Here is a 25,982-nt window from a genome sequence, read left to right as displayed (position 1 = left end):
TTGGACGGTCGCCGCTGGCGGCAACATCATCGGTATCCCACGGCAGATGTCCAACGACAAGGGAGACCACATGAAAAAGACACGTCAGTTGCGCGATCTGCTCCGCCAGGGCAGCGTGATTGCGCCAGGTGCATTCGATGGATTGTCGGCACGCCTGGTGGAGCTGGCCGGCTTCGATGCGGTCTATGCCAGCGGCGGCGCCATTGCGCGTTCGGCCGGCGTGCCGGACATCGGCCTGCTCGGCCTCAGCGAAGTGCTTGCGCAGGTTGAACGGATCGTCGATGCCTGCGACCTGCCGGTGATCGCCGACGCTGACACCGGCTTCGGCGGCACCGCGAATGTTGAACGCACGGTGCGCGCGTTCGAAAGGGCAGGCGTTGCCGCCCTGCATATCGAGGACCAGGCCTTCCCCAAGCGCTGCGGACATCTGGATGACAAGACGCTGGTCGACGCGGGCGAGATGTGCACGAAGATCCGTGTCGCCTGCCAGTCGCGGATCGACCCGGAGTTGATGATCATCGCGCGTACCGATGCCATCGCCTGCGAAGGCCTGGATGCGGCGATCGAACGGGCGCAGGCCTATGTGGACGCGGGCGCGGACATGATCTTCGTCGAGGCACCGGAAACGCTGGAGCAGATCGAGGTGATTTCGCAGCAGGTTCCCGGGCCGAAGCTGATCAACATGTTCCACAGCGGCAAGACGCCGCTGGTGCCCGTGGCGCGGTTGGCCGAACTCGATTACCGGCTGGTGATCATTCCCTCGGACCTGCAGCGCGCTGCGATCCGGGCCATGCAGCGCACCCTGCAGGAGATCGCAGCGACTGGCGACAGCGGGCGTGTTGCCGGCGAGCTGGCCAGCTTCGGCGAGCGTGAGACGATCGTGCGCACGGCGCGGTATCTGGCACTGGACCGGGTGTGATCCGGGTGTGATTGCGGACGTGCCGATGGATGGGGAAGGGGCGGCGGAATCCGCGTGTGTTGCCTGTTCATCCTGCACCCGGAATCATCGCCGTCAATCCTCTACCATGGGCCACCCTGCCCGGACGTGCCGCCCATGCAAGACGCCCTCGTTGCCCAGCCCAAGCCCCCCGTCCCGAGGATCGCGGCCTGGCTGATGATGCTGCTGGGCATGTGGCTGGCGTTGAAGCTGGGCCTGGTGGTGACCCTGCTGTCGGGCCTGCTGGTGTTCCAGCTGACCCACCTGCTGGCCTCCACAGTGGAGGGCAAGCTGCCGCCAGGCCGGGCGCGGGCGATCGCGGTGATCGTGCTGTCAGCGGTGATCATCAGCGCGCTGGTGCTGGCCGGGATCGGCGTGGCGTCATTTTTCCGCAACGAGACCGGTGGACCGGACGCATTGCTGGCGCGGCTGATGGAGATCCTCAATTCGTCGCGGCACCAGGTGCCGGCGCTGCTGCAGCCGTACATCCCCGAGGACATGCCGGCGCTGCGCACGGCACTGAACGACTGGGCCGCCGAGCATCAGCGCCAGCTGGGCGTGGCCGGTACCTCGGTGGTGCAGGTGGGCGTACGCGTACTGATCGGTATGGTGCTGGGCGCGATGATCGCGCTGTATGACGAACTGCCGCTGCCGAAGATGGGCCCGCTGGCGCAGGAGCTGATCGGCCGCACCAGCCGCCTGGCCACCGCGTTCCGCCAGGTGGTGTTCGCGCAGGTGAAGATCTCGCTGCTCAACACCGTGTTCACCGCCATCTTCCTGCTGGGCGTGCTGCCGTTGTTCGGCGTGCACCTGCCACTGTCCAAGACCCTGGTACTGATCACCTTCATCGCCGGCCTGCTGCCGGTGGTGGGCAACATCATTTCCAACACCATCATCACCATCGTCGCGCTGTCGGTCTCGTTCTACGTGGCCTTGGCGGCGCTGCTGTACCTGATCGTGATCCACAAGCTGGAGTACTTCCTCAATGCGCGCATCGTTGGCGGCGAAATCCAGGCCCGCGCCTGGGAGCTGCTGTTGGCGATGCTGGTGATGGAAGCGGCGTTCGGCCTGCCCGGCCTGGTGGCGGCGCCGGTGTTCTACGCCTACGTGAAGCGCGAACTGGTCGACCAGCGCTGGATCTAGTACGGCAGGGTGTGACGCATTCGCCTCAGCCCGGCGCGGGGTGAGACCTTGCCGGCGCGTTCGCGGTGGCTGCGGTATACCCATGGTCACGGTTCGCGCGGCACTGGCTTGGCGCTGCCGGGACCGGCGGCTACAGTGATCCGCACTTCAGGGGAAATTTGCATGGCCGGCAAGGCATCGCCCATCGGACTGCGGACCTGGGTCTGGATCCTGGCGGGGTCGTTCGTGGTCTGTACGCTGCCGTTGATGGCCATCGCGCTGGTCCAGGGCACGCTGCGCTACAGCGCTGCCGAGGACAACCTGGTCAGCCTGCGCCAGCTGCGCCAGACCTTCGACCTGGCCAACCTGGTCTCGGCCGAACGCGGCCCGGCCAACAGCCTGCTCGGTGCCGACCCGGCCGATGCCAGCGAGCATGCGCGGCTTACGCTGCAGCTGGCGGTGGTGCGCAGGCGTGTGGACACCGCGCTGCAGCAGCTGGGTGCCGTGTTCACGGCTGATCCGGGCGTGGTGGATGAGCATGGGATGCTGGCAGACGCGCAACGTCGCCTGCAGTCGGCACGCGCGGGCGTGGACCGGGTGGCAGCGCAGCCGCGCGACGCACGACGTGTCGAAGACGTGGAGCGCGCGATCAGCGGCATGTTTGCCGTGGTCGACCGCCTCCACCTGCTGACCTCGGCACAGATCAACGTACTGGTCCGGGCCGACCGCGAAGCGGCGATTCCAGCCATGCAGGGGCAGGTGCTGATCGACCTGCGCGAACACGGCGGGCGTCTGGCCTCCAACGTGATGGCGCCGGTGGCGGTACCCGGTGCCTGGCGCAACGAACAGGTGCGCGCGGCGCTGCAGACCGAGGGCCGCCTGCTGGAACTGTGGCGGCTGGCCGGCAGCCACGAATCGGTGTTCCGCAGTGATCCGACGCTGTCCTGGCATTGGGATATGGCGCGCCGGCAGTTCTTCGGCGAGTCACTGCCGATGATCGAACAGCTGATCGACGACGGACGGCGTGGCCTGCCGCCGCCGTGGACCGCTGCCGAGTTCACCACGCGCTACGTGCCGACCCTGCAGTCGCTTGAGGCGCTGCGTGACGGTTACCTGAGTGTGTCCATCGCCAGGTTCGAGCACACCCGCAACCGGGAGGCTACGCGGCTGGCGGTACTTCTGGCCACCGCGCTGGGAACCCTGGTGGTACTGGGTGTGGCGCTGCGTATCGCGCATCTGCAGATCCTGCGGCCTCTGCTGCAGGCACAACGGCAGGTGATCCAGATTGCCTCCGAAGCGCCTGGGCCCGAGCAGCATGTCACCCATCCGCTGGCCGAGATGCAGCGCCTGTTCGATGCGATTGAAGTGCTGCGCGAGAAGTCGCGCGAACGCTCGGCGCTGACCAGCGAGCTGCGCCAGCTGGCCGGCACCGATGAATTGACCGGACTGCTGAACCGTCGCGCGCTGGAGGAACTGGTGCAGCAGCGCCACGACGAGGGGCGGATGAGCGCAGTGGTGATCCTGCTGGACGTTGATCGCTTCAAATCGATCAATGATGGTCATGGCCACGATGCGGGTGATGAAGTGCTGGTACAGGTGGCGCAACTGCTGCAGCGCCATCTTCGCCGCAGCGACAGCATTTCCCGCTACGGTGGCGAGGAGTTCCTGGTGCTGCTGGCCGACGGTGACCTGGCCGCTGGCCGACAGCTGGCCGAATCGCTGCGGCTTGCGCTGCAGCAGCTGGACATCGTGGTGGCCGGCGGTACCGTGCTGCGGGTGACTGCCAGCTTCGGCGTGGCCCGCGGTGCTACCGACGCCTTGGGCTGGCGGACCCTGCTGCGTGCCGCCGATGCGGCCATGTACCAGGCCAAGGCGCAGGGCCGCGACCGCGTGCGGGTCGCCGGTGGTGGGCGCATTCCACGCTGAAACATCATGTTCATCGCTGGCGCACGCATGGCTGCCTAGACTGGACCTTCGACCATTTGGCAGGAGCGCATCATGACCGTTCGCCCCGTCGTTGCTGCAGCGCTGCTGGCCGGGATGCTGGCCGGCTGTACCTCCACTTCGTCGCAGACCGCTGCGGATGCGCCACGCCACCCCTCGGTTGCCGCCGACCTGAGCCCGGTGCCGGCTTTCACCGGCGGCGGTGCGGGTTGGAGCATTGAGATCGCCTCCACCGGCCAGGGCAACCACGATGCCAGCCTCAGCGCTGACGGCCGTACCCTCAAGGGCACGCTGCGCTATCCGGGGCAGCCGGCCGATGCACCGAGCTCGCTGATCGTGCTCAACGGCGAGCTTGGCCAGCAGCCCGCCATCGTCGAGATCAAGCGTGAGTCGTGCCGCACTGCCGAAGGTGTGGACACCCTGGCCAGCGTGCAGGTGACGATGGAAGGGCAGCCGCAGCGCCGCGGTTGTGGCCACCTGGCCGTGTACTGATCCTGTGCGCCGTCGTGCTTGAGATTCCAACCCTGCACACCGTGCGCCTGCGGCTGCGTCCACAGCAGCTGGATGACTTCGGCGTCTATGCCGCGTTCCTGGCCTCGCCGCGTGCGCGGGGCATGGGCGGGCCGTTCGGTGAGGTGGCGGCGTGGGGGCAGTTCTGCCATGACCTCGCCAGCTGGCATCTGTTCGGCCATGGCGCGTTGATGATCGAGCGTGCCGATACGGGAGCCTGCATCGGCCAGGTCGGGATCAATCATGGCCCGCTGTTCCCGGAAAAGGAACTGGGCTGGCTGCTGTATGACGGCCATGAAGGGAAGGGCTTCGCTACCGAAGCGGCCGGCGCGCTGCGCGACTGGGCCTTCGTGGTGGCGCAGCTGCCGACCCTGGTCAGCTACATGGCGCCGGACAATATGGCATCACAGGCCGTTGCGCAGCGGCTGGGCGGCGTGCTGGACGATCACGCCGTGCGCAGTGATGCCGATGATCTGGTGTATCGCTACCCGCGCTGACGCCTAGCTGCCCGTGGCCGGGGCCTGTACCGTGCGGCCGAGCGCCTTGGCGACGCCTTCGCGCTTCTCGATCAGGAATTCCATCAGGGCGCGCACGCGCGGTGGCATCTGCTCGCGCGAAGGCACGTACAGGTAGAAGCCGGGGAACGGTGCCGACCACGCCGGCATCAGGCGGACCAGGCGCCCATCGGCCAGCATCGGCTGCAGTGACAGATCGATATGCTGCATCACGCCCAATCCCTGCAGCGCGGCGCGGATCATGCCCTCATCGTCGTTGGTGACATAGCGTCCGCGCGGTTCCACTTCAAAGTCATGACCGGGCTGGCCCGGCGTGCTGAATTCCCAGGCATAGACCCCGCCGCTGCCGGTCTGCCGGTAGCCCAGGCACTCGTGGGCGGCCAGTTCGGCGGGCGTGGTGGGCGTGCCATGGCGGGCCAGGTAGGCCGGCGAGGCGACCACCACCATTTCCAGCATCGGCGTGACCGGCACGGCGATCATGCCTTCGGCCAACCGCTCGCCAAGGCGGATGCCGGCGTCACAGCCGTCGGCAACGATGCTGGACAGGCCGTCGTCCATCACCAGCTCTATGCGCAGCTCGGGGTAGCGCGCGAAGAACTCCGGTAGATGCGGTTCGATCAGCGTCTTGGCAGTCAGGCGCGCGGTGTTGATGCGCAGCAGGCCGGACGGAGCGTCATGGCTGGCGCGCAGGTCGCGTACTGCGGTTTCGATGGTGCTCAGCGATGGCCGCAGTGCGTCGAACAGGCGCTGGCCTTCCTCGGTGAGCGACATGTCACGGGTGGTCCGGTGCAGCAGGCGTACCCCCAGCTGTTTCTCCAGGGTCTTCAGGCTCTGCGACAACGCCGGGCGCGAGACCCCCATCTCAACGGCCGCTTTGGTGAAGCTGCGGTGGTGGGCGATGTGGGCAAACCAGGCCAGCTGGGGCAGCAGGGCCGGGTTGATCGGGCTGGGGGCGCTCATGGGGCTCGGTCGGCAGGACGGCGGGAGAAGATGGCGGCACAGGTTGTCGCTATTTGGTAATTGCAGCTTACTACTTTGGTTGTGATTGGCCGCTTTTTCGGCCCCAATCCCGGGTCTATCGTGCTTGCAACGGCGACACCCGTCGCCTCCCGCCGCTATCGAGGAGCCGCAGCATGGAAACCATCAACATCCAGAATCCGGACATGGCCTGGCCTATCGCCGCCGACCTGCATTTCCCGCCGGACTTCGACCGCAACCGGGTCTATCCCGCGATCATCAGCATGCATCCGATCGGCAGCTGCAAGGAGCAGACCGCCGGCAACATCTACGGTGAGGCCCTGGCTCGCGAGGGCTACGTGGTGATCGCCTATGACGCCAGCTTCCAGGGCGCCAGCGGTGGCGAGCCGCGTCGGGTCGAAGACCCGACCCAGCGCGTGGAGGATGTACGCCGCGTGGTCGACCATCTGGTCACCCTGCCGTACGTGGATGCCGAACGCATCGGCGTACTGGGCATCTGTGGCGGTGGTGGCTACGCGATCAACGCCACCATGACCGAGCGCCGCATCAAGGCGGTCACCAGCATCACCGGTGTCAACTTTGGCCGGCTCAGTCGTGAGGGCTTTGGCGGATTCGATCCGATCGGCACGCTGGAGGCCATCGCTGCCCAGCGCACCGCCGAGATGCGCGGCGGCGAGGCCCGTGTGGACCTGTTCCTGCCGCCTTCGGTGGAACAGGGGCGCGCCGCCGGCATCACGGATATCGATGTGCTGGAGGCCACGGACTATTACCGCACGCGCGAGCCGCAGCCCAACGGCGTGGTCAGTGCGCTGTTCTCGCATCGCGGTGCAGCGGTGGGCTGGGATGCCTTCCACCTGGCCGAAGTCCTGCTGACCCAACCGTTGCTGGTGGTGATCGGTGACAAGCCGGGTGGCTTTGGTGCCTACCGCGATGGCCTGGAGATCCATGGCCGTGCGGCGTCGAAGCACAAGCAGTTGAAGGTGGTGGAAGGCTGGTCGCATTACGACCTGTATGACAAGCCGGAGCCGGTGCGCGAGGCCCTGTCAGCGGTCGTTCCCTTCTTCAAGCAGCACCTGTGAGCTGATGTGGCAGGTGGTGCCGGCCACGGGCCGGCATCATCTGTACGCGGAGTACTCCGCCCAGTCATCGAGATCGGCCAGTTCCGGTGCCAGTGCGTGCTCGACCGCACGCCGCAGCAGTGCCGGTGCGACGTAGTGGCGGTGCGTGGCATCGATCAGCGCCATGTACAGGCGGCCGAACGCATTGCGGGTCTGCACGCGCGAGCCGAGGCTGATCTCGACGTGGCCATCGGCACAGCGCTGCACCCGCACGCTGCTGCGGAAGCGCAGGTGGCGATCATCGGCACCGAGCAGCACTTCGGCGCAGGTGTCCCCGTCATCGATGTGCGCGTCCAGCACCGGGTAGCGACCGGCGAACAACCGGCTGCGGTCGGTCGACAGCAGTGACGATACCGGGCAGCCGAGCGGCGACGTACGCAGCCGCAACGGCGCCACGAGGCGGTTACGCAGTGCCATCAGGTGGCCCACGCCGGTGGGCGGATTGCGCAGGAAGCCTTCCAGTACATCGGCCAGCAGTACCGACGCGGAGTGATGCGCGACCTGCGCGCTGTCCAGGCACAGCGTGGTCTGGTCCTGGTAGTGGCTGTGCGGCAGCGCAGTGGCCAGCAGCCCGTCGCTGTGTGGTGCCTGCGACTGGACCGGGTAGGCCGGTGTGGCGCGTTCGACGAACCCGCGCAGCGGCCGCAGTGGAATCCGGCGCAGCGGACCGAGCAGGGCACGGGTACGCGCGCACAGCTGAGCACTCAGGCTGGGGGGTGCGGCTTGCAGCGACAGCTGCAGCAGTGGCGCTGCCGCGAGTGCAGTGGCCGATGGCCAGTGGGCATCGGGCAGTACCTCGGTCAGGCTGGGGATATCGGCCGCATTGCGTTGAACCTGTGCACGGGCCTGCTCATCCATCGCCCCGGCCAGCTCATTGCTGTGGCAGGACAACGCGAACAGCGCCGGATGTGTGCGATGGTTCGATGCGAACTGGTGCCACGTGCCGCCGCCGAAGCGCACGGTGAACAGGCAGTCCGGTGGAATGCGGATGCGCCGCAGCGTGCGTGCGAAGGCAGCGGGATCGCGCGCCAGCTGCGCGTCGGAGGCGGTGGCGAAGCGCAGCTCGGCGCCCGCGCTTCCGGCGATGGCGGTGAACGTGCGCGGGCCTGCATGGCGATGAAACGGGTGACCACCGGCACCGACGGTGAAGCTGTACAGCGAGGAGGCGTCGCCCTGCTGCAGATGCATGCCGCCCAGTCGCGCCGAAGGCTCGTCCAGCGCATCGATGAAGGCCGGGTGGTGGCGCTGGCGCTGGCTGGCGTCGGTCACCAGCGCATCACCGGCACCGATGCCGAGCTGCGCGATCAAGGTGACTTCGGTCGGGCTTCCGCCCTCCTGCCCCGGAAGCTGCACCCCTGGAAACGAACGGCGGTCGCGGGTCGAACCAGGCATGGTCATGCTCCTTGGCGGGGCGGTTCAGCGGGCAGGGGACTTGCGGCGCGCGCGTGCTTCGCGCTTCAGCGGGCCGCCGACCGGACACACTTCGGCTGCCCAGGAAAACAGCGTGTTGGCCAAGCGGTCCGGCACCTGCCGGAAGTACACGAACTGGCCACGCTTCTCGCGTTCGATCAGGCCGGCTTCCTCGAGGATGCGCAGGTGGCTGGACAGCGCCGGCTTGCTGAAGTCGAAGCGTTCGGCCAGCTCGCCCGCGCTCAGCTCACCGGCGCTGAGATAGGCCAGGATCTGGCGGCGGGCGGTGGAGGCGAGGGCTTCGAAGATACGGTCCATGGCGAGCTAATTAACTAATTCGTTAAATGATACTCCTCCCGCCAGCGGCGGCTGTCAAGCCATGACCCATTGCGCGTGGCGCCCGGGCTTTGCCATTCTCCCTGCTGTTTTCCGTAGCGTGGAATCCCGATGCGTCCTGCGTTCTGGCTGGCTTTGGCCCTGCTGCCCACCCTGGCGGTGGCGCAACCTGCGCGTACTGCAAAGGCCAAGGCCCCAGCGCAGGATCCCTTCAGCGAGCTGTTCGACACCGCCTGCATGCAGCACATCGGTGCCCCGGCACGGTTGCAGTCGCTGATGGAATCCAATGGGCTGTCGCCGTTGCAGCCCGCCGAAGCCGCGACGCTGCTGCAGGGGCAATCGGGCGTGGCCTGGATGGTGCCTCTGGCCAGTGGCCGCTATGCGGTGAGCTGGGCTGACGATGGCACGTGTACGGTCTACGCCGAAAAGGCCGACGCGGCGGTCGTGCAGAAGGGATTCGCCCGGTTGGTGCAGGCCGCACCGAAGCCGTTGCAGGTGCGGTCGCTGCCAGGGCGTGGGCCGCTGTCGGCCGATCAGGTGGCCATCCAGTACGGCTGGGCCACGCCGGGGCAGGGCAAGCTGCAGGTGCGATTCCGCCTGGTCACACGGCAGGCGGCCGAAGCCGGCGTGCAGGCGATGGCCTCGGCGGCCCCGGGCGAAGCGATGCTGGCGCAGGGCGCGCCTGGGCCCTGAAGGGCCCACGCTCGCGATTCAGCCTTTCACGCGGCAAGTGGTATATCGTTTATCGATAAATTCACCCGGGGCGGCGAGGCCACCCCAATGCCGGAGGCCGCTTGACCGCTCGTCCCGCCCGCGCCAGACCCGCGCGAGGCTTGTTCACCCTGGCCCAGGCCGCCGTACAGGCGGTGCGGGCGATGTGCTGGCTGGGCATCCTGGCCGCACTGCTGGCCGTGCCGCTGGTCGCCCACGACCGCAGCTGGCTGCTCGACAGCATCCACGACGCTGATGCCGCTGCCGTGCATGGCAGCGACCTGTTCCTGCATTTCTGCCTGGGCCTGGGCGCGATCGTCGCGCTGCTGGTGCTGTGCCTGATGTTCCTGCGCCACCTGCTGCGGCTGTTGAAGTCGGCGGCGCGCGAGCGGCCGTTCACCCACGCCAATGCACAGCGCCTGCAGCGCATGGCCTGGCTGATGCTGTCGATGGAGGTGCTGTCGATCCTGATCGGCGCCTACGCCGCCTGGATGGGCCCGGACTTCACCTGGATGGAGGTGGGCGGCGGCATGTCGATCACCGGCCTGGTCGCGGTGCTGATGCTGTTCGTGCTGGCACGCGTGTTTGCCGTGGGTGCGGCAATGCGCGATGACCTCGACGGTGTCATCTGATGGCGATTGTCATCACCCTGGACCGCATGCTGCAGGAACGGGGCATGACCCTGTCCGAGCTGGCCGGGCGCATCGACATCACCCTGGCCAACCTGTCGATCCTGAAAACCGGCAAGGCGCGCGCCATCCGCTTTTCCACACTTGATGCGATCTGCCGTGAGCTGCAATGCACGCCCGGTGACCTGCTGGGGCATGACCCGACGCAGGCGCAGGACGCTGACTGAGTGTTTCCCCTTCTCCCTTACCTACTGACGAAACGGACCTGAAATGGAATGGTTGGCTGACCCCTCGATATGGATGGGCCTTGCAACCCTGGTCGTGCTGGAGATCGTTCTCGGCATCGACAACCTGGTGTTCATCGCGATCCTGGCCGACAAACTGCCGCCGCACCAGCGTGACCGCGCGCGGGTGATCGGCCTGGCGCTGGCCCTGCTGATGCGGCTGGTGCTGCTGGCCGCGCTGGCATGGATCATGAAGTTGACCGAACCGCTGCTCACGCTGTTCGACCACAGCTTCTCCGGGCGTGACCTGATCCTGCTGGGCGGTGGTCTGTTCCTGCTTTTCAAGGGCACGATGGAACTGCACGAGCGGCTGGAGGGCCGCGAGCATCACGAGGATGGCAAGAAGGTCTACGCCAGCTTCGCGATGGTGGTGGCTCAGATCGTGGTGCTCGACGCGGTGTTCTCGCTGGACTCGGTGATCACTGCGGTCGGCATGGTCGACAACCTGGGCGTGATGTATGCCGCGGTGACCATCGCGATGGTGCTGATGCTGGTGGCCAGCAAGCCGCTGACCCGTTTCGTCAACAAGCATCCTACGGTGGTCGTGCTGTGCCTGGGCTTCCTGTTGATGATCGGTTTCAGCCTGGTGGCCGAAGGCCTGGGCTACAAGATTCCGAAGGGCTATCTGTACGCGGCGATCGCCTTCTCGATCCTGGTTGAAGCCTTCAACCAGTGGGTGCGCTTCAATCGCGAGCGCAACGAGCGCCGCCAGCCGTTCCGCCAGCGTACCGCCGACGCCGTGCTGCGCATGCTGGGCGCGCGCCCGGCCAATGGCCACGACGACGAAAACGCTGACGAACACGTCGATGCCGAAGAGCGGTTGCAGCCGGCCGAGCACGAGATGATCCGCAGCGTGCTGGGCCTGGCTGATCGGCCGGTGTCGAGCGTGATGACCGTGCGTGCCGACGTGCAGTGGATCGACCTGGCACGTGGGCAGGAGGATGTGGTGGCACGCCTGGTGGCATCGCCGCACACCCGCCTGCTGGTGGGTGATGGCGACCTGGACAGCCTGCGCGGCGTGGTGCAGAGCCGCGACCTTCTGGCCGACCTGCTGCAGGGCAGGCCGCTGCAGCTGGAGGGCAACCTGCGCGAGCCGCAGTACGTGCTGTCCAGCGCCAGCGCACTGCAGGCGCTGGAACTGATCCGCCAGCACCCGGTGCCGTTGGCGGTGGCGGTGGACGAGTACGGCAGTGTGGAAGGCCTGGTGACCGCCAACGATCTGCTGGCGGCCATTGCCGGCGACCTGGTCGACACCCAGGACGAGCGCTATGGCGTGTTCGCGCAGGGCGAGGACCAATGGGAGGCCGACGGTGCGCTGACCCTGGACGACCTGCAGCGCCTGGCCGGCGTCTCGCTGCCGCGCAGTGCCGACTACATGACCATCTCCGGTCTGGTGCTGGAGCGTCTGGGGCGCCTGCCGGACATCGGTGACACGGTGGAGATCGCGGATGTACGCATCACCGTACTGGCAATGGAGAGGCGTCGCATCGCCCGCCTGCGGGTGGAACGCATCGGGCTTTCGTAGAGTCGAGCCAAGCTCGACTGGCCCTCTGTAGAGTCGAGCCATGACCGACTGGCCCTCTGTAGAGTCGAGCCATGCTCGACTGCTTCCTGAGCAGCCGGGTACGGGCCCGGCTCTACACAACACTGCCGGCAACCGTCACCATGGCGGGCCCGCTTTCTTTCCAGGATGGTTGCAGTGCTGAGTACGATCGGTTTGTTGATGGGCCTGTACGTGGCCTGGCGCCTGTTCTGGCCACTGCGCATGCCCATCTGGATGAAGGTCGTGCTGTCGCTGCTGCTGGTGAGCGTTGCCGTGCAGCTGCGCATCGTCGCCATGTTCTGGGGCACGATGGCCTCGCCGGAAATCCCGAAGCTGGCCATCGCCTCGTTGGCCACGGGTTCGACTGCCGTACTGCTGCTGGCGCTGTTCCTGCTGGTGCTGGACGCGGGCCTGTTGGTGTCGCGCATCCTGCGCAGGCCACGTGCTGTATCGGCGTTGCGCGCGCCGAAGCTGCGCCCGGCGGCGGGTGTGCTGGCGCTGCTGGTCAGTGGCTATGGCGTCAGCCAGGGCATGGCCGTCCCCAAGCCCCGGCAGATCGAGGTGAGCATCGCCGGCTTGCCGGCCGCGTTCGATGGCTATCGCGTGCTGCAGTTGACCGACATCCATGCCAGCCGCCTGCTGACCGGTGAGTGGGTGCGCAGGGTGGTGGACGACAGCAACGCACTGAAGCCGGACCTGATCGTGATTACCGGCGATCTGATCGACGGCAGCGTCGAGGCGCGTCGCGAGGACGCGCGCCCGTTGGCTGATCTGCATGCACCGGACGGCGTCATCGCCATCACCGGCAACCACGAGTACTACGCGCAGTACCAGGAGTGGATGCAGGCGTTCCGCGCACTGCACACGCAGGTGCTGGAGAACAGCTACCTGCAGGTGCGGCGCGGCGATGCGGCGCTGACCATTGCCGGCGTCACCGACCCGGTGGCCGCACGCTATGGTCTGCCGCTGCCGGACCTGGAGGCCGCGCTGGCTGGCGCCGATCCGGGCGCGCCGGTGATCCTGCTCGACCATCGCCCGCGCAACGCACGCGAGGCTGCCGCGCGTGGGGTGAAGCTGCAGCTGTCCGGGCATACACATGGCGGCCAGATCATCGGCATGGACCAGCTGGTGAAGCGCGCCAATGGCGGTTATGTGTCCGGGCGTTACGAGGTGGATGGCATGACACTGTACGTGAGCAATGGTGCTGGCCTGTGGGCCGGTTTCCCGGCACGCATCGGCGTTCCTTCGGAGATCACCCTGATCACCCTGCGCCGCGCCCCGTGACCCCTGACAAACCACATGGAAGGAACCATGTCCCATCCCCGCGCACCCATGGAACGTCTGATCCGCGCCAATGCGGACGAGATCAATCGGCTGCGCCAAGCCATCCGCGAAGCCGCTGGCGCGCGCTGGCGTGGCCCGGAAGAAATGCAGCGGCACGCGGCAGCCTGCGCGGAATACAACCAGCGCTATGAACAGCTTGCTTTCCCGGGGGGCTACGCCAACGCGCTGAAGCAACTTGCCGAACGCGATCCAGATACGGTGGATGTCGCGCTGACCTTCCTTGAGGTGCGCCCGTACTTCTTCCGTTCCGGATATATGTGGAAGACGCTGCTGAAGCGTGTGCAACGGGCACCGATGGGTGTGAAGCAGCAGGCCCGGATGCAGAAGATCCTCGATGCCTACGCTGCCTATCGCGCCACACGTGACGGCTGATGGGGACGGCATGATGGGGTCAGATCCCTTCGCCTTTGGCAAAGGGATCTGACCCCGGCCCGTCAGGCCGCTCGCAGCGGCGGCCGCGCATGCGCACTTCGACGCAGCGCTTGCGCCCGCTTGGCGATCCAGCGCACCACCAAGGCGGTGAACAGCAGCGCCGACGGCACCGCATACCAGAAGTTGCCCGGCACGCGCTTGAAGTACGAGTAGGTGAAAACCGCCGCGATGATCCACATGCCGGTGACGTGCAGGCGACGCCAGGCCGTGGGTCCCATGCGCCGGGCGAGCCCCCGATGCGAGGTGATGGCCAGCGCCAGGATGGCGATGTAGCCCACCGTGCCCGGGAGGTTGGCCAGCGCTGAGCGTGCTGGCCAGAATGCCGGGTTGAGGATGCCGAAACTGGTGATGGCGATGGCATGCAGCAGGTGCGAGAACGCGAAGGACAGGCCGATGATGCGCCGTTCGCGCAGCAGGAACCGGGTGAACGGGCTGGGCAGCAGGCTGGCGAACGACGATGCCGTGAACGCTGCCAGGAACAACAGGAACGATGTGCGTGCAGTGACTCGGATCGCTGCTCGGCTGCCCTCGGCCACATCGGCATGCAGGGCGAACGCGCCCAGCGCGAAGGCGATCAGTACCGCCGCGATGGCCACGAACAGGCGCCAGCCGTGCAGGAAGAAAGTGTTGGAAGGAGCCATGATGAGACCTCAGAGTAGGGTGCGGTAGTGCCGGCCGCTGGCCGGCAATCTCAGAAAGCAGGCAATGCGACCAGCACGCCTGCCATGAGCAGCTCGCTCAGAACGCGCAGGCAGACCACGCGCAATGCGTCCGTTGCCACGCCATGTGTTTCGGACAGCAGCTGCAGTGCCTCATCCACAGGCGCGCCGTCGTCACCGAAGACCGATAGCAGCGCGTGGGCCAGCGGTGACAGTTCCTCGACCTGCAGGCTGAAATCGGCGAGGCGCTGGATCACCAGCAGCGTTGGAGCCGTGCTCAACACCCGCTCCAGGTCCTCGTCCACATGTACCGGCCACTGGTAGCCAAGCACCCGCACCAGCGGCGAAACCGCCAGCACATCACTGTCCACCGGAACGCGCTGCAGCGGCCGCCCGGCGGCGCGCGCTTCAATGTGCAGCGACTGTTGCGTGCTCTCGTAGTGCGCCAGTTCCGCTACCCAGGCCGGCAGTGCCAGCGCGTCCTGCATCGCCAGCCAGGCCGCGAACTCGCCGGCGATCCGTGGGAACAACGGGGTGCGACAGGTATGGCTGGCGTAGTAGTGCTCCACGGTCTCGCGCCAGCGCGGCATGCCCAACTGGTGTTGCAGGCGTGGCAGGCTGCCAGCCAGCAGGGTGTCCAGGCTGTCGATGCACAGGCGGCGGTACACCGCCAGCCGGCGCGCCTCGACGCCATCGGGCGCGGGCATTGATGGGTCGCGCACATGGTCGGCCCAACGCCGTTGCAGGGTGGCCAGCGACTCAGCCATGGGCCACCTCGGGCCAATGTGCCTCGGCCTGTGCCTGGCGGATCTGCGCGACCTCGGCCAGCAACTCGGCCAGTGGCGGGAAGTTGAAGTCGCGTTCGAGCAGGGTGGGACGCACGCCCACCCGCGCATAGGCCTCGCGCAACAGCGCCCAGACCACGCCTTTCACCGGCGCACCGTGGGTATCGATCTTGAAGCCATCGTCTTCATCGAAGTGGCCCGCCACATGCAGCGAGGCGACCCGCTGGGCCGGCACGCGGGCCAGGAATTCGAACGCGTCGTAGCCGTTGTTGCAGGCATTGACGAAGACGTTGTTGACGTCCAGCAGGAGGTCGCAGTCCGCCTCGGCGAGTACGGCATTGATGAAGTCGACCTCGCTCATGTCGGCGCCGGCAACGGCGTAGTAGGAAATGTTCTCCACGGCGATGCGTCGGCCCAGCATGTCCTGCACCTGGGCGATGCGGCCGGCGACGTGATGCACGGCCTCGGCGGTGAACGGCAGCGGCAGCAGGTCGTAGACGTGGCCACCGGCAGCGCAGTAGCTCAGGTGTTCGCTGTACAGCTGCACCTGGTGCAGGTCGAGGAAGGCACGCGTCTGGGCCAGCAGGGTGCGGTCCAGCGGATCAGGACCGCCCAAAGAAAGCGACAGGCCGTGGCAGGTCAGGGGGTGGCGTTCGCTCAACCTGCGCAGCGCTGCACCGTGTGCACCGCCGACGCCGATCCAGTTGTCGGGCGAAACTTCGAGGAAGTCGATGGCACCGGCCGGCATGGCCAGCAGTTCGTCGATCAGGCCACGACGCAGGCCAAGACCGGCGGCATTGGAAGGCAGGGGCAGGGTCATGACGGTTGCTCCAGGGAGAGGGCGCCGCCTCGGAGGCGGCGCCGGTTGAACGTCGATCAATCGGCGACGCGGGAGAACAGGCCCTTCGGCATCGGCTTGCCGTTGGCGGTGTAGACGCTGCGCAGGTAGTCGTGCGCTTCCTGCTCGCTGATGTAGCCGTCGTGGTCGGTGTCGATGCGGTCGAACTCGGCGGCACGCTTGGCGGCCACGGCGTTGAACTCGGCACGCGAGACCCGGCCATCGTGGTCGCGGTCGGTGCGGGCAAACGAGGCGTCGCCGCACTTGCCTTCGCCACACTGGCCCTCGGCCACCTTGGCCTTGCCGGGGGGCTTGCCGGTGGCGGTCTTGTTGGCCCCGCACTTGCCTTCACCGCACTTGCCTTCGGCGGCAGCGCTCATGGCCACGGCACTGATCGCCAGTGGCTGGATCGCCGCAGCCTGGCCGGCCAGCAGCAGGCCACCGGCCAGGGCGATGCCGACGGCACCGATGCGCGGCAGGCGGGAGGAGAGGGTGTTCTTGGTCGAGACGGACATGGTGGTGACTCCTTGGGAAAGCACGCGGGGCGTGCGGGATGGACGCCGCTTGAAGGCGACGGAAACGAAGGGAAGAAGCGCGGTGAAGGGGCGAAGCGGATCAGGCGTTGCGGCGACGGCGCAGTACGTAACCCACCAGCAGCACACCGCCGAGCAGGGCGCCGCCGAAGCCGATGCCGGGGAGCAGCGCGGCAACCGGCAGCAGCAGGGCGATGAGGCTGACGCCCCAACCCAGGCCGTCATTGCCAACGGGGGCGTGCTGCGAGCCGGCCAGCAGACGGTCGACGCTGAGTGCGCCACCGCCGTTGAGGATCAGTGGCAGCAGCATGGCCAGGAACAGCAGCGGCAGCTTGAAGTTGCCGTAGCCTTGGTCGGTGATTGCATAGCCCTGCCAGAGTTCGCCCAGGCCGTTCCATTGGTCGGGCCAGTGCACGGCGGCGATGGCGACCACGGTCAGCACCCAGAACACATAAGCCACCGAGCGCGTGGCCAGGCCGAGCAGCAGCATCACTGCACCCACCAGTTCCAGCCAGGTGGCCAGCTGCCAGTTCAGTGATGCGGGCAGGGCGGAGAACGGGAACGGGAAGCGACCTTCCAGGTCGGCGAACCAGTTCTGGCCGCCCAGTTTTTCGCGGCCGGATTCAAAGAACTCCCAGGCCAGCAGGGTGCGCAGCGCCAATGGCGAGAGCCAGCGGCCGACGGCGTCCAGGCGGGGGGTATACACGGAAGAGGCGGTGCTGATCATGGTGGTGTCCTGCGGGCCAGTGGTCGATGGAGGCCATTTCAGGCGGCGCAGGTATCGGCAACGTGTGCCGTTGCCCGGGGTTTTGTCAGCGACTGTGGCCGCGGCCGGGGTTTCGTACAGTCAGATACAAAGACGATGTGTCGGGGCACATCGGGGCGTTGCGCGCCCGCGTGCGGGCAGCGATATCCACCCGGTAGCGCCTGGTCGGGCCCGGCGGCCGAATGTATCCCACTGTAGAAACCCGCCTGCGCCCTACAGTCCGGTACAACTCCGTGCCGCGGAGAAACAGCGCCGATACACCGGCAGGGGGAAATGGCCACTCCCAACACCGGAGTGCCACCCATGATCCGTACCTCGTTGCTTGCTGCCGCTCTCGCCCTTGCCGGCGCCGCAGCCCCCGCCTTCGCTGCCCAGGCCGGTACCGCTGCACCGCCCACCGTCATCCTGGTGCACGGCGCGTTCGCCGATGGCTCCAGCTGGAGCAAGGTCATCAGCACGTTGCATGACTGGAAGCTGCCTGCGGTGGCCGTACAGAATCCGCTCACCTCGCTGGCCGACGATGTTGCCGCCACCCGTCGTGCGATTGCCGCTGCACCCGGCAAGGTCGTGCTGGTCGGCCACAGCTGGGGCGGTACGGTCATCACCGAGGCGGGCAATGACCCGAAGGTGCAGGCGCTGGTGTACGTGGCGGCCTTCGCACCGGATGCAGGGCAGTCTTCGGCGCAGCAAGGCGAAGGTTTCCCGGTCGGTCCGGGCCTGGCCCGCCTGCAGGAGAGGGATGGCTACCTGACATTGCCGGCCGATGCCATCGCGCAGGACTTCGCGCCGGACGTGATGAAGAAGTCGGCTGCGCTGCTGTACAGCACCCAGGTCCCGCTGAAGGCCAGCGCGCTGGGCGAGGTGGTGAACATTGCGGCGTGGCGCAGCAAGCCGAGTTGGTACGTGCTCAGCCGTGACGATCGCATGCTGTCGCCGCAGCTGCAGGCCGCCACCGCAAAGCGCATTGGCGCGCAGCTGCAATCGATCGGCAGCAGCCATGTGTCGTTGCTTTCGCATCCTGCGCAGGTGGCCGACAGCATCCTGGAAGCTGCAGGCGTGAAGCCCGCCGAACTGCCGCTGGCCGAGCAGGGGGGCTGAGCGATGGCCACACTGCGAGGGTATGCACTGCCCCTGCTGCTGGGCCTGCTGGGTGGAGCTGCGTTGTTGCTGGCATGGCCCGGCGCGGATGCTGGCGCGCAGTCGCTCGACGCAGCACCGGTGGCGGGGTTCGACGGTGGCGGGCCATGGCACAACAGCTCCCCGCTCACACTGAAGCAGTTGCGGGGGCAGGTGGTGCTGGTCGAGTTCTGGACCTACACCTGCAGCAACTGCCTCAACGTGGCGCCGTATGTCCACCAGTGGCATGCACGGTACGCGTCGCAGGGCCTGAAGGTGATCGGCGTGCATACGCCGGAGTTCGCCTATGAAGGGCTGCCCGGCAACGTGCGCAGGGCCATCGCACGGTTGGATATCACCTGGCCGGTGGTGCAGGACAACCAGTACCGGATCTGGAACGCCTGGGGCAACCGCTTCTGGCCCGCGCTGTACCTGCTCGACCGGCAGGGGCGGGTGGTCTACCGCCATTACGGCGAGGGCGACTACGCACGTACCGAAAGCGAGATCCAGCGCCAGCTGGCCAGCCCCTGAGCCGCGCTACCATGGCTGCACCGCGCGGTGCTGTCCCCCTGCCTTCATCGAGAACACAATGAACCCTGTACCGCACATCCTTGTCGTCGACGATGACAGTGAGATCCGCCAGATGCTGGCCGACTACCTGCAACGCAACGGCCTGCGCGTGAGCCAGGCCGACGGTGGCCGGGCCATGCGTGCACTGATGGATACCCATGCGGTGGACCTGGTGGTGCTGGACGTGATGATGCCAGGCGAGGACGGCCTGAGCCTGTGCCGCAACCTGCGTGCCGGCAAGCATCGTGCGGTGCCGGTGGTGCTGCTGACCGCACGCGACGACGAGACCGACCGCATCATCGGTCTGGAAATGGGCGCCGACGACTACGTGACCAAGCCGTTCTCTTCCCGCGAACTGCTGGCACGCATCAATGCGGTGATCCGTCGCACCCGGATGCTGCCGCCAAACCTGCAGGTGAGCGAAGCCGGTCGCCAACTGGCCTTCGGTGCCTGGCGCCTGGATACCACCGCACGCCATCTGCTGGATGCGCAGGACACCGCGTATCCGCTCAGTGGTGCCGAGTTCCGCCTGTTGCGCGTGTTCCTCGATCACGCCAATCGGGTGCTCAGCCGTGACCAGCTGCTCAGCCTCACCCAGGGCCGCGATGCCGAACTGTTCGACCGCTCGATCGACCTGCTGGTCAGCCGCGTACGCCAACGGCTGGGTGACGACGCACGCGAGCCGACCTACATCAAGACCGTGCGCAGCGAAGGCTACGTGTTCAGCGTGCCGGTGCAGTTGCTGGGGCCGGACGAATGAACACCGGCGCACACCGTCTACGCTGGCCGCGCACGCTGTCTGCGCGGCTGCTGCTGGTGCTGCTGGGCGGACTGGCGCTGGCCCACGCGCTGTCCTTCGGCTTGTTGTTTTTCGAACGCTATCAGTCCACCCGCAGCATGATGCTGCGCAACCTCGATGAAGACGTGGCCGTGAGTGTCGCGCTGCTGGAGCACCTGCCCGCGGACCAGCGCGATGCCTGGGTGCCGCGGCTGGAGCGGCGCACCTACCGTTACCTGCTGCGCCCGGCTGCGGCTGGGCCGGGACTGCAGACCGATCGTGCACGCCAGGTCACCGCGATCATTGACGACAGCCTGCAGCATCGCTATCCGTTGCAGGCGCGCCAGGTGGCTCGCCTGCCGGAGCGGTTCGAGGTGGAACTGCGACTGCACGATGGCACACCCTTGACCATTGAAGTCACCCCGTCGGGTCTGCCGCTGGCGCGTTGGCTGCCCGCCGTGCTGCTGGTGCAGTTGGCGCTGTTGCTGGTATGCGCATGGCTGGCGGTGCGCTTGGCCATGCGCCCGCTGCAGCAGCTGTCGCATGCGGTGGAACAGCTGCAGCCGGGCAAGGACGGGCCGGCACTGCCTGAAGATGGCCCCGCGGAAGTAGGCGGTGCGGCGGCCGCACTCAACGCGCTGCAGGCACGCATTCGTGGCCATGTCAGCGAGCGCCTGCAGATTCTCGCAGCGATCTCGCACGATCTGCAGACCCCCATCACGCGCATGAAGCTTCGGGTGGAGACCCTGCCTGAAGACAGCACCCAGCAGCGACTGCTGGCCGACCTCGACCACCTTGGGCAACTGGTGCGTGAAGGCGTGGCCTATGCGCGCAGCAGCCACGTCGCCAGTGGTGCGCCAGTGTCGATGGACCTGGGGGCGTTCCTGGCCAGCGTGGTCGGCGACTACGAGGACATGGGCAAGCCGGTCAGTGGCGGTGCACCCGCTGGACTGATCGTGCAGACCTGGCCGCAGCCGCTGCGACGGGTGGTCGGCAATCTGGTCGACAACGCAGTGCGCTACGCCGGCGCCGCCGAGATCGGGGCGGGCCGCGATGAGGCTGGCAGGGTATGGATCAGCATTTCCGACCATGGCCCGGGAATTCCCGAGAACCAGCTGCAGGCGGTGCTGGCACCGTTCCATCGGCTGGAAAGCTCGCGCAACCGCGATACCGGCGGCACCGGCCTGGGCCTGGCCATCGCGGTGCAGCTGGCACAGTCGCTGGGCGGCTCACTGCGGCTGCACAACCGCGAGGGCGGCGGCCTGCGAGCGGAGCTGCAGCTGCCGGGGTAACCGGCGGAGTCAGATCCGTTTGCCGCAGCAAAGGGATCTGACCCCGACGCGAGAGCATCCACACATGGCGTGGATCTACGGCATTCCTGCACCACCCCGGGATCGGCGATCATCCGCAGCGAGTGTTGAAACCAGGGAGCACCACGCAATGCAGGGAACGCATCATTCAATCCGGCGCCCACGTCACGCTGCACTGCTGATCGCCGCACTGCTGCTGGCGGCCTGCCCGCGCACACCAGACGAACCGGCCGACGCGCCCTCTGCCGACACGCCACTTGCCGCGCCGACCACAACAACAGACATCTCGCCTCTGCTCGATGCCCTGCCGACCTGCGCGCTGGACGGCTGGTACATCGACGTTCAGACCGATCGCCCGGCCCATCCCTGGCTGGCCGCGAATGTGCCGAAACCCTGCAAGGTGGACGAAGAGAATGAGATCGCCACGTTCTGCACGGGTGGGCAATGGAAAGGATTGCCGGTGGAAGAGGTGATCCTGCCGACGATGACGTTCGTCTCGTTCCGTGGGGCCAGGATTGCCTTGCCGTTGGAGAAGGCGCGTTCAATCGCCCGCCAGCACCTGGGGCAGGACTTCCCGGGTGGCGCGGCTTACGAAGCGGGCCGTGAGCCGAAGCTGTTGGCCGACCCGGAGGATGCGCAGCGTTCGTGGCTGCTGTGCAGCACGCCCGAACCGGGGGACGATGCGGGGAGCAAGGGCAGCGTCAGCTATTCCGGCATGAACCTGCCCTACGACCACGACGGTTGCGGCTACCGCTACAGCCCGGTCGACTTCTGCGATGCGCGGCACCGGGCCGCCATTGAAGAAGCGCTCCAGCATCAGAAGCCCAATTTCAACCAGCACTATCTGCTGGTACAGGTCGATGATCGTCCCGAGTACTTCCAGCGCACGCTGGTGCTGGTCGACACCCGCACCGGACGCGCCACGCCATTGCCGATCGATGCCTTCACCGGCCCGGCGGGGAAGGGCGGAGACGCCGCCGGCTACGGGACACTGGAAACGGGCGTGGACCAGCAGCAGTTCTGCCTCAATGGTGCGTTGCTGGTCTACCGCGTGTTCAAGGAAGGACGCTTCTGCTTCGGCTTTGACGGTGAGCGATTCACCGGCCATGAAACCCAGTACATGCAGGCGACGGACAGCCGATGACCGGTATTTCACCCCGGCCGTGACATCCTCCCCGAACCTGCGCAACCGGGATCGAGGCTGTTGAAGGCGAACACGCAATGACTGCCGAGCGGCAGCGCTCGATGTGGGTGGCCGGCCTGTCCACGGTGGTGGAGTGGTACGACTTCACCCTGTACCTGTACTTCGCCACGGTGTTGTCGCGGGTGTTCTTCGGTGGTGGCGAGCAGGCGCTGCTGGTCACCCTGGCCGGCTTTGCGGTGTCCTACCTGATGCGCCCGCTGGGCGCACTGTGCTTCGGCCACCTGGGGGACCGGCTGGGCCGGCGCTGGATGCTGCTGGCATCGATGGCCTTGATGGCAGCGGCGATGCTGGCCACCGCGCTGCTGCCGACAGCGGCCACGGCGGGCACTACGGCGGGCGTGCTACTGTTGGTACTGCGCTGCGTGATGGCATTTTCGGTGGGCGGTGAGTACACCGGCGTGGTGGCGTACCTGCTGGAAAGCGCACCAGCACGCCGACGCGGCCTGGTGACCTCGCTGGCATCGGCGGCCAGCGAGGTGGGCGCGCTGCTGGCGGTGGCGATCTCGGCGCTTACGGTTGCGCTGCTGCCTACCGCGCAGCTGGACAGCTGGGGCTGGCGCATTCCGTTCTTCTTCGGTGCCGCGCTGGCACTGGTGATCCTGGTTGCGCGCTCGGGCATGCACGAATCGCCGGAGTTCGAACGCCAGCGTCGCGAGGGCAGTATTCCGGCTACGCCGCTTCGCCACGTACTGCGCAACCATCCGCTGGCGGTGGCGCGCACCTTCGCGATCTCGGCGCTGGGATCGATCACCTACTACGTGGGCATCACCTATGTGCCTGCGTTCCTGCACGCGCGGGGTCATGACGAGGGCGACGCACTGTGGCTGTCGACGATTGCGGCGGTGGCAGTGATCGCGATCACGCCGTTGTGTGGCGCATTGTCCGACCGCGTTGGACGACGGCCGGTGTTGCTGGGCCTGACCGTGCTGGCAGCGTTGTTGCCACTGTCCCTGTTTGCGTGGATGGCGCAGGCGACGGCGCTGGGCATCGTGCTGGCCGCGGTGCTGCTGGCCTGCGTGGCCGGTGGTGTAAGCGCGGTGGCGGCCCCGGCCACGGCCGAACAATTCCCGGGCGAGGGCCGGGTCAGCGGGCTGGCACTGGGGGTGACCATGGCCACCGCCTTCTTCGGCGGTGCAACGCCATGGCTGGCGCAATGGTGGGTGGAGCGCAGCGGCTGGGCAGCGGCGCCGGGCGCGATGATCGCGCTGGTGGCGGTGCTGGTGCTGCCGGTGCTGTGGACCCTGCCCGAGACGGTCCCGGGCAGGGCCAGGCGCTAGCGGGTCAGACCTTCAGGGTCTGCTCGATGTCGGCCAGTACCGCGGCCGCATCCACGCCGATGGCAATCGACTGCACCACGTGGCCATCCCACACGCTGGGACCGAACGCCAGGCCTTCCGGCTTGGGAATGGTCATGCCGCGGGCGACACCGTCGGTGGCCACGCGCACGCTGGCGCGCTCGAACTGGAACAGCTCCGGGCGGGTCAGCGCGATGCACGCGCAGCAGTCGTGCACGACCATGCCCTTGTGGCCGGCCTGCAGGTAGAAGTCCACGTAGTCCTGCGACAGCGCACGCACCAGCTCGGCGTCGGCACCGCCGATGGCAGCCAGCTTGTCCAGGCCGTCACGATCCATTTCCACGCGGGTGGTCACGTCCAGACCGATCGCAGTAACCGGCCAGCTGGCGGTGAACACCACGTCGGCGGCTTCGGCATCGCCCCAGATGTTGGCCTCGGCGGCCGGGGTGATGTTGCCGTTGACGTGGAAAGCGCCACCCATGATCACCACGCCGCGCACCAGGCCGGCGATGTCCGGGGCCTGCTGCAGGGCCAGGGCCAGGTTGGTCATGCGGCCGACCGCGACCAGGGTCACCTCGCCCGGATGGGCGCGGACCAGGTCGATGATCAGCTGATGGGCCGGGCGCGCATCGGCGGCCACGTCCAGGCTGGCCGGCACCGGGTGATTGCCCAGCCCGTTGTGGCCGTGGATGTGCACCGGCCAGGCTTCCGGGGTGGCTTCCGGCTGCAGCGGGCCACCGGCACCGCGCGCGACCGGAGCGGCAAAGCCCCAGGCCTGCTTCAGGTACAGCGCATTGTGCGTGGTCGACTCCACCGAGGCGTTGCCGAAGGTGGTGGTGACGCCGATCAGGTCGATCTGGGTGTGCTTGTGCAGGTACAGCAGGGCCAGGGCGTCGTCGACGCCCGGGTCGGTATCGAAAATGACTTTCAGCATGTTGTTGTTCTTCTTCTTCCGTGTGGTGCGGGGGGCGCCGGCGGCCACGGGGCAGGCCGGCGCGCCCTACATTGTCCCATCTTCATGACAGGCAGGGCCATTGCCGGGGTGGCAGGCCATAATGCCCCCAGTCCAGGCACGGAGTCGCCGAATGCTGATCGTTACCCTTCTGCTGGTCCTGCTGGTGCTGGGCCTGAACGTGGTGGCCACCGTGGTGATCGCGCAGCGCGACGGCCTGTCGGCGGGCGGCCGGACGGTGCAGCTGCTGCTGGTCTGGCTGCTGCCGCTGGTCGGCGCGATCCTGTGCATGGCAGTGGCCACGGCCGATGGCTCACCCGCGCGGAGCGACGGCAGTGGCGGTGGGCCCGCCGATTTCTCCGGCGGCTATTCCGGGGACAGCCACAGTCATCACAGCTACAGCAGCTCCGACTGTGGAAGCGACGGCGGCAGCAGTGACGGTGGTGGTGGCAGCTGCAGCGATTGAGGTCTCTGTAGAGTCGAGCCATGCTCGACTGCACTTCGCTTTAACGCCGCGGTGCCTGATCGAAAGGCAGTCGAGCATGGCTCGACTCTACAGAACAGCGGTTGGCTGCGGCCGGTAGTGCCGGCCGCTGGCCGGCAACCCTGTGCGCTCAGCCGCCGCCTTCGGTCGGCAACGGCGCCGGTACGTTCAGCAGCCCGCCCGCCGCCACATAGGCGGCCAGTGCCTGGCCCTGGCTCAGCAGATGGCGTTCCATGGTGCGTTCGGCAGCCTGCGCGTCGCGGCGGCGGAAGCATTCCATCAGCTCGCGGTGTTCGGCCAGCGACTGCGCGGTGCGACCCGGGGTCAGCAGCTGACGGCCACGATGCATCTTCAGGATGCGGTGCAGGTCGTGGGTGATGCGGATCAGCCAGGGGTTGCCCGCGTAATGCTGCACGGTTTCGTGGATCAGGTAGTTGTTGCGGTAGTACTCGGCGATGTTGCCCTCGGCCGCAGCCGCTTCCATCGCTGCATGCAGGTCTTCGAGCTGCTGCACGCCGGCATCGTCGATGTGCTTCACCGCCTCATGCGCGCAGCGGCCTTCCAGCATCGCCATCACCGGGAACAGCTGGTTGAGGTCTTCCAGCGTCAGTCGCGTGACCCGGCTGCCACGACCCGCATCGATCTGCACCAGGCCTTCGGCGGCCAGCAGCTTCAGCGCCTCGCGCAGCGGCGTGCGGCTGATGCCCAGTTCTTCGCACAGCGCGGGCTCGTCGATCCATTCTCCCGGCGGCAGCCGGTAATCGTAGATGCGCTCGCGCACGTGTTCGGCCACCTCTTCGTACAGAGGTGCGCGCTTCTTCGGTGACCGCGGGGCAGGGGCAATGGCCATGGTGGAAGTGTACCGCCAGGTAGTGCCGG

29 protein-coding genes are annotated in these 25,982 nt (G+C 67.2%); 19 read left to right on the top strand and 10 right to left on the bottom strand.

Annotation, left to right across the window (positions count from 1 at the left end; genetic code table 11):
* Window positions 1-70: 70 nt before the first annotated feature.
* From R1L06_RS09215 to R1L06_RS09195, 5 genes are all read left to right on the top strand, one after another.
* Window positions 71-919, top strand: coding sequence for an isocitrate lyase/PEP mutase family protein (locus tag R1L06_RS09215; protein ID WP_049398866.1), 849 nt, complete (start codon window positions 71-73; stop codon window positions 917-919).
* A gap of 135 nt (window positions 920-1,054) precedes the next feature.
* Entirely contained in the window at window positions 1,055-2,080 is a 1,026-nt protein-coding gene (locus R1L06_RS09210; protein ID WP_317217520.1) for an AI-2E family transporter, read from the top strand.
* 162 nt (window positions 2,081-2,242) lie between these two features.
* The gene (locus tag R1L06_RS09205; RefSeq protein WP_317217519.1) at window positions 2,243-3,985 is read left to right on the top strand and encodes a GGDEF domain-containing protein; all 1,743 of its coding nucleotides are present in this window, start codon (window positions 2,243-2,245) and stop codon (window positions 3,983-3,985) included.
* A 72-nt stretch (window positions 3,986-4,057) separates the two neighbouring features.
* The gene (locus tag R1L06_RS09200; RefSeq protein WP_125893731.1) at window positions 4,058-4,495 is read left to right on the top strand and encodes a hypothetical protein; all 438 of its coding nucleotides are present in this window, start codon (window positions 4,058-4,060) and stop codon (window positions 4,493-4,495) included.
* A gap of 14 nt (window positions 4,496-4,509) precedes the next feature.
* A complete protein-coding gene (locus R1L06_RS09195; protein WP_317217518.1) occupies window positions 4,510-5,010 on the top strand; it encodes a GNAT family N-acetyltransferase in 501 nt (166 codons plus the stop codon).
* Between the two features lie 3 nt (window positions 5,011-5,013).
* On the opposite strand, the gene R1L06_RS09190 is transcribed toward R1L06_RS09195, so the two are convergent.
* Window positions 5,014-5,988: a LysR family transcriptional regulator gene (locus R1L06_RS09190; protein ID WP_049443813.1), complete on the bottom strand. Its 975-nt coding sequence runs from the start codon at window positions 5,986-5,988 to the stop codon at window positions 5,014-5,016.
* A 173-nt stretch (window positions 5,989-6,161) separates the two neighbouring features.
* On the opposite strand from R1L06_RS09190, the gene R1L06_RS09185 reads away from it, so the two are divergent.
* The gene (locus tag R1L06_RS09185) at window positions 6,162-7,085 is read left to right on the top strand and encodes an alpha/beta hydrolase (RefSeq protein ID WP_032127632.1); all 924 of its coding nucleotides are present in this window, start codon (window positions 6,162-6,164) and stop codon (window positions 7,083-7,085) included.
* 36 nt (window positions 7,086-7,121) lie between these two features.
* Here the strand turns inward: R1L06_RS09185 and R1L06_RS09180 are convergent, their stop codons facing one another.
* The gene (locus tag R1L06_RS09180) at window positions 7,122-8,516 is read right to left on the bottom strand and encodes a DUF2867 domain-containing protein (protein WP_032127631.1); all 1,395 of its coding nucleotides are present in this window, start codon (window positions 8,514-8,516) and stop codon (window positions 7,122-7,124) included.
* A gap of 24 nt (window positions 8,517-8,540) precedes the next feature.
* Window positions 8,541-8,852, bottom strand: coding sequence for a metalloregulator ArsR/SmtB family transcription factor (locus R1L06_RS09175; RefSeq protein WP_004147836.1), 312 nt, complete (start codon window positions 8,850-8,852; stop codon window positions 8,541-8,543).
* A gap of 129 nt (window positions 8,853-8,981) precedes the next feature.
* Between R1L06_RS09175 and R1L06_RS09170 the strand changes: the two genes are divergently transcribed.
* From R1L06_RS09170 to R1L06_RS09145, 6 genes are all read left to right on the top strand, one after another.
* A complete protein-coding gene (locus tag R1L06_RS09170) occupies window positions 8,982-9,563 on the top strand; it encodes an NMCC_0638 family (lipo)protein (RefSeq protein WP_032127629.1) in 582 nt (193 codons plus the stop codon).
* Window positions 9,564-9,745: 182 nt separating this feature from the next.
* Window positions 9,746-10,213: a DUF2975 domain-containing protein gene (locus tag R1L06_RS09165; RefSeq protein WP_032127655.1), complete on the top strand. Its 468-nt coding sequence runs from the start codon at window positions 9,746-9,748 to the stop codon at window positions 10,211-10,213.
* The gene (locus R1L06_RS09160; protein WP_010483459.1) at window positions 10,213-10,437 is read left to right on the top strand and encodes a helix-turn-helix domain-containing protein; all 225 of its coding nucleotides are present in this window, start codon (window positions 10,213-10,215) and stop codon (window positions 10,435-10,437) included. The genes R1L06_RS09165 and R1L06_RS09160 overlap by 1 nt, the downstream gene beginning before the upstream one ends.
* A gap of 43 nt (window positions 10,438-10,480) precedes the next feature.
* Complete coding sequence (locus tag R1L06_RS09155; protein ID WP_317217517.1) at window positions 10,481-12,019, top strand: TerC family protein; 1,539 nt, start codon at window positions 10,481-10,483, stop codon at window positions 12,017-12,019.
* 165 nt (window positions 12,020-12,184) lie between these two features.
* Window positions 12,185-13,321 (top strand): metallophosphoesterase, encoded by a 1,137-nt coding sequence (locus R1L06_RS09150; protein ID WP_317217516.1) that lies wholly within the window; start codon window positions 12,185-12,187, stop codon window positions 13,319-13,321.
* A gap of 15 nt (window positions 13,322-13,336) precedes the next feature.
* Complete coding sequence (locus R1L06_RS09145) at window positions 13,337-13,753, top strand: hypothetical protein (RefSeq protein ID WP_317217515.1); 417 nt, start codon at window positions 13,337-13,339, stop codon at window positions 13,751-13,753.
* A gap of 62 nt (window positions 13,754-13,815) precedes the next feature.
* On the opposite strand, the gene R1L06_RS09140 is transcribed toward R1L06_RS09145, so the two are convergent.
* The 5 genes from R1L06_RS09140 to R1L06_RS09120 form a co-directional block, all read right to left on the bottom strand.
* Window positions 13,816-14,454, bottom strand: coding sequence for a ferric reductase-like transmembrane domain-containing protein (locus tag R1L06_RS09140; protein WP_317217514.1), 639 nt, complete (start codon window positions 14,452-14,454; stop codon window positions 13,816-13,818).
* Between the two features lie 50 nt (window positions 14,455-14,504).
* A complete protein-coding gene (locus R1L06_RS09135; protein ID WP_317217513.1) occupies window positions 14,505-15,239 on the bottom strand; it encodes an HvfC family RiPP maturation protein in 735 nt (244 codons plus the stop codon).
* Window positions 15,232-16,077 carry an HvfB family MNIO-type RiPP peptide maturase gene (locus R1L06_RS09130; RefSeq protein WP_317217512.1) on the bottom strand — a complete coding sequence of 282 codons (846 nt, stop codon included), beginning with the start codon at window positions 16,075-16,077 and terminating at the stop codon, window positions 15,232-15,234. The genes R1L06_RS09135 and R1L06_RS09130 overlap by 8 nt, the downstream gene beginning before the upstream one ends.
* A 56-nt stretch (window positions 16,078-16,133) precedes the next feature.
* Window positions 16,134-16,610 carry an HvfA family oxazolone/thioamide-modified RiPP metallophore gene (locus R1L06_RS09125; RefSeq protein WP_317217511.1) on the bottom strand — a complete coding sequence of 159 codons (477 nt, stop codon included), beginning with the start codon at window positions 16,608-16,610 and terminating at the stop codon, window positions 16,134-16,136.
* Window positions 16,611-16,710: 100 nt separating this feature from the next.
* Window positions 16,711-17,355, bottom strand: a complete 645-nt coding sequence (locus R1L06_RS09120) for an HvfX family Cu-binding RiPP maturation protein (protein ID WP_088025044.1) — start codon at window positions 17,353-17,355, stop codon at window positions 16,711-16,713.
* Window positions 17,356-17,697: 342 nt separating this feature from the next.
* On the opposite strand from R1L06_RS09120, the gene R1L06_RS09115 reads away from it, so the two are divergent.
* The 6 genes from R1L06_RS09115 to R1L06_RS09090 all read left to right on the top strand — a co-directional run bounded on the left by R1L06_RS09115 (window position 17,698) and on the right by R1L06_RS09090 (window position 23,649).
* On the top strand, window positions 17,698-18,492 hold the full coding sequence (locus R1L06_RS09115) for an alpha/beta fold hydrolase (protein ID WP_317217510.1): 795 nt from the start codon (window positions 17,698-17,700) through the stop codon (window positions 18,490-18,492).
* Between the two features lie 3 nt (window positions 18,493-18,495).
* The gene (locus R1L06_RS09110; RefSeq protein WP_317217509.1) at window positions 18,496-19,041 is read left to right on the top strand and encodes a redoxin family protein; all 546 of its coding nucleotides are present in this window, start codon (window positions 18,496-18,498) and stop codon (window positions 19,039-19,041) included.
* Window positions 19,042-19,099: 58 nt separating this feature from the next.
* Entirely contained in the window at window positions 19,100-19,840 is a 741-nt protein-coding gene (locus R1L06_RS09105) for a response regulator (protein WP_049443785.1), read from the top strand.
* Window positions 19,837-21,150, top strand: coding sequence for a sensor histidine kinase (locus R1L06_RS09100; RefSeq protein ID WP_317217508.1), 1,314 nt, complete (start codon window positions 19,837-19,839; stop codon window positions 21,148-21,150). The genes R1L06_RS09105 and R1L06_RS09100 overlap by 4 nt, the downstream gene beginning before the upstream one ends.
* A gap of 148 nt (window positions 21,151-21,298) precedes the next feature.
* Window positions 21,299-22,312, top strand: a complete 1,014-nt coding sequence (locus R1L06_RS09095) for a hypothetical protein (protein WP_317217507.1) — start codon at window positions 21,299-21,301, stop codon at window positions 22,310-22,312.
* 77 nt (window positions 22,313-22,389) lie between these two features.
* On the top strand, window positions 22,390-23,649 hold the full coding sequence (locus R1L06_RS09090; protein ID WP_317217506.1) for an MFS transporter: 1,260 nt from the start codon (window positions 22,390-22,392) through the stop codon (window positions 23,647-23,649).
* Window positions 23,650-23,653: 4 nt separating this feature from the next.
* Here the strand turns inward: R1L06_RS09090 and R1L06_RS09085 are convergent, their stop codons facing one another.
* Window positions 23,654-24,601, bottom strand: a complete 948-nt coding sequence (locus R1L06_RS09085; protein WP_071227804.1) for a nucleoside hydrolase — start codon at window positions 24,599-24,601, stop codon at window positions 23,654-23,656.
* A 151-nt stretch (window positions 24,602-24,752) separates the two neighbouring features.
* On the opposite strand from R1L06_RS09085, the gene R1L06_RS09080 reads away from it, so the two are divergent.
* On the top strand, window positions 24,753-25,085 hold the full coding sequence (locus tag R1L06_RS09080; protein ID WP_107433624.1) for a hypothetical protein: 333 nt from the start codon (window positions 24,753-24,755) through the stop codon (window positions 25,083-25,085).
* Between the two features lie 148 nt (window positions 25,086-25,233).
* On the opposite strand, the gene R1L06_RS09075 is transcribed toward R1L06_RS09080, so the two are convergent.
* The gene (locus R1L06_RS09075) at window positions 25,234-25,953 is read right to left on the bottom strand and encodes a GntR family transcriptional regulator (protein WP_012510388.1); all 720 of its coding nucleotides are present in this window, start codon (window positions 25,951-25,953) and stop codon (window positions 25,234-25,236) included.
* Between the last annotated feature and the right edge of the window lie 29 nt (window positions 25,954-25,982).

The sequence above is a fragment of the Stenotrophomonas mexicanensis genome, assembly GCF_032911605.1.
Classification (GTDB): Bacteria; Pseudomonadota; Gammaproteobacteria; order Xanthomonadales; family Xanthomonadaceae; genus Stenotrophomonas; species Stenotrophomonas maltophilia_A.
Note: the sequence above shows the minus strand (reverse complement) of the source record. Positions and strands in the feature narration are given on the sequence as shown.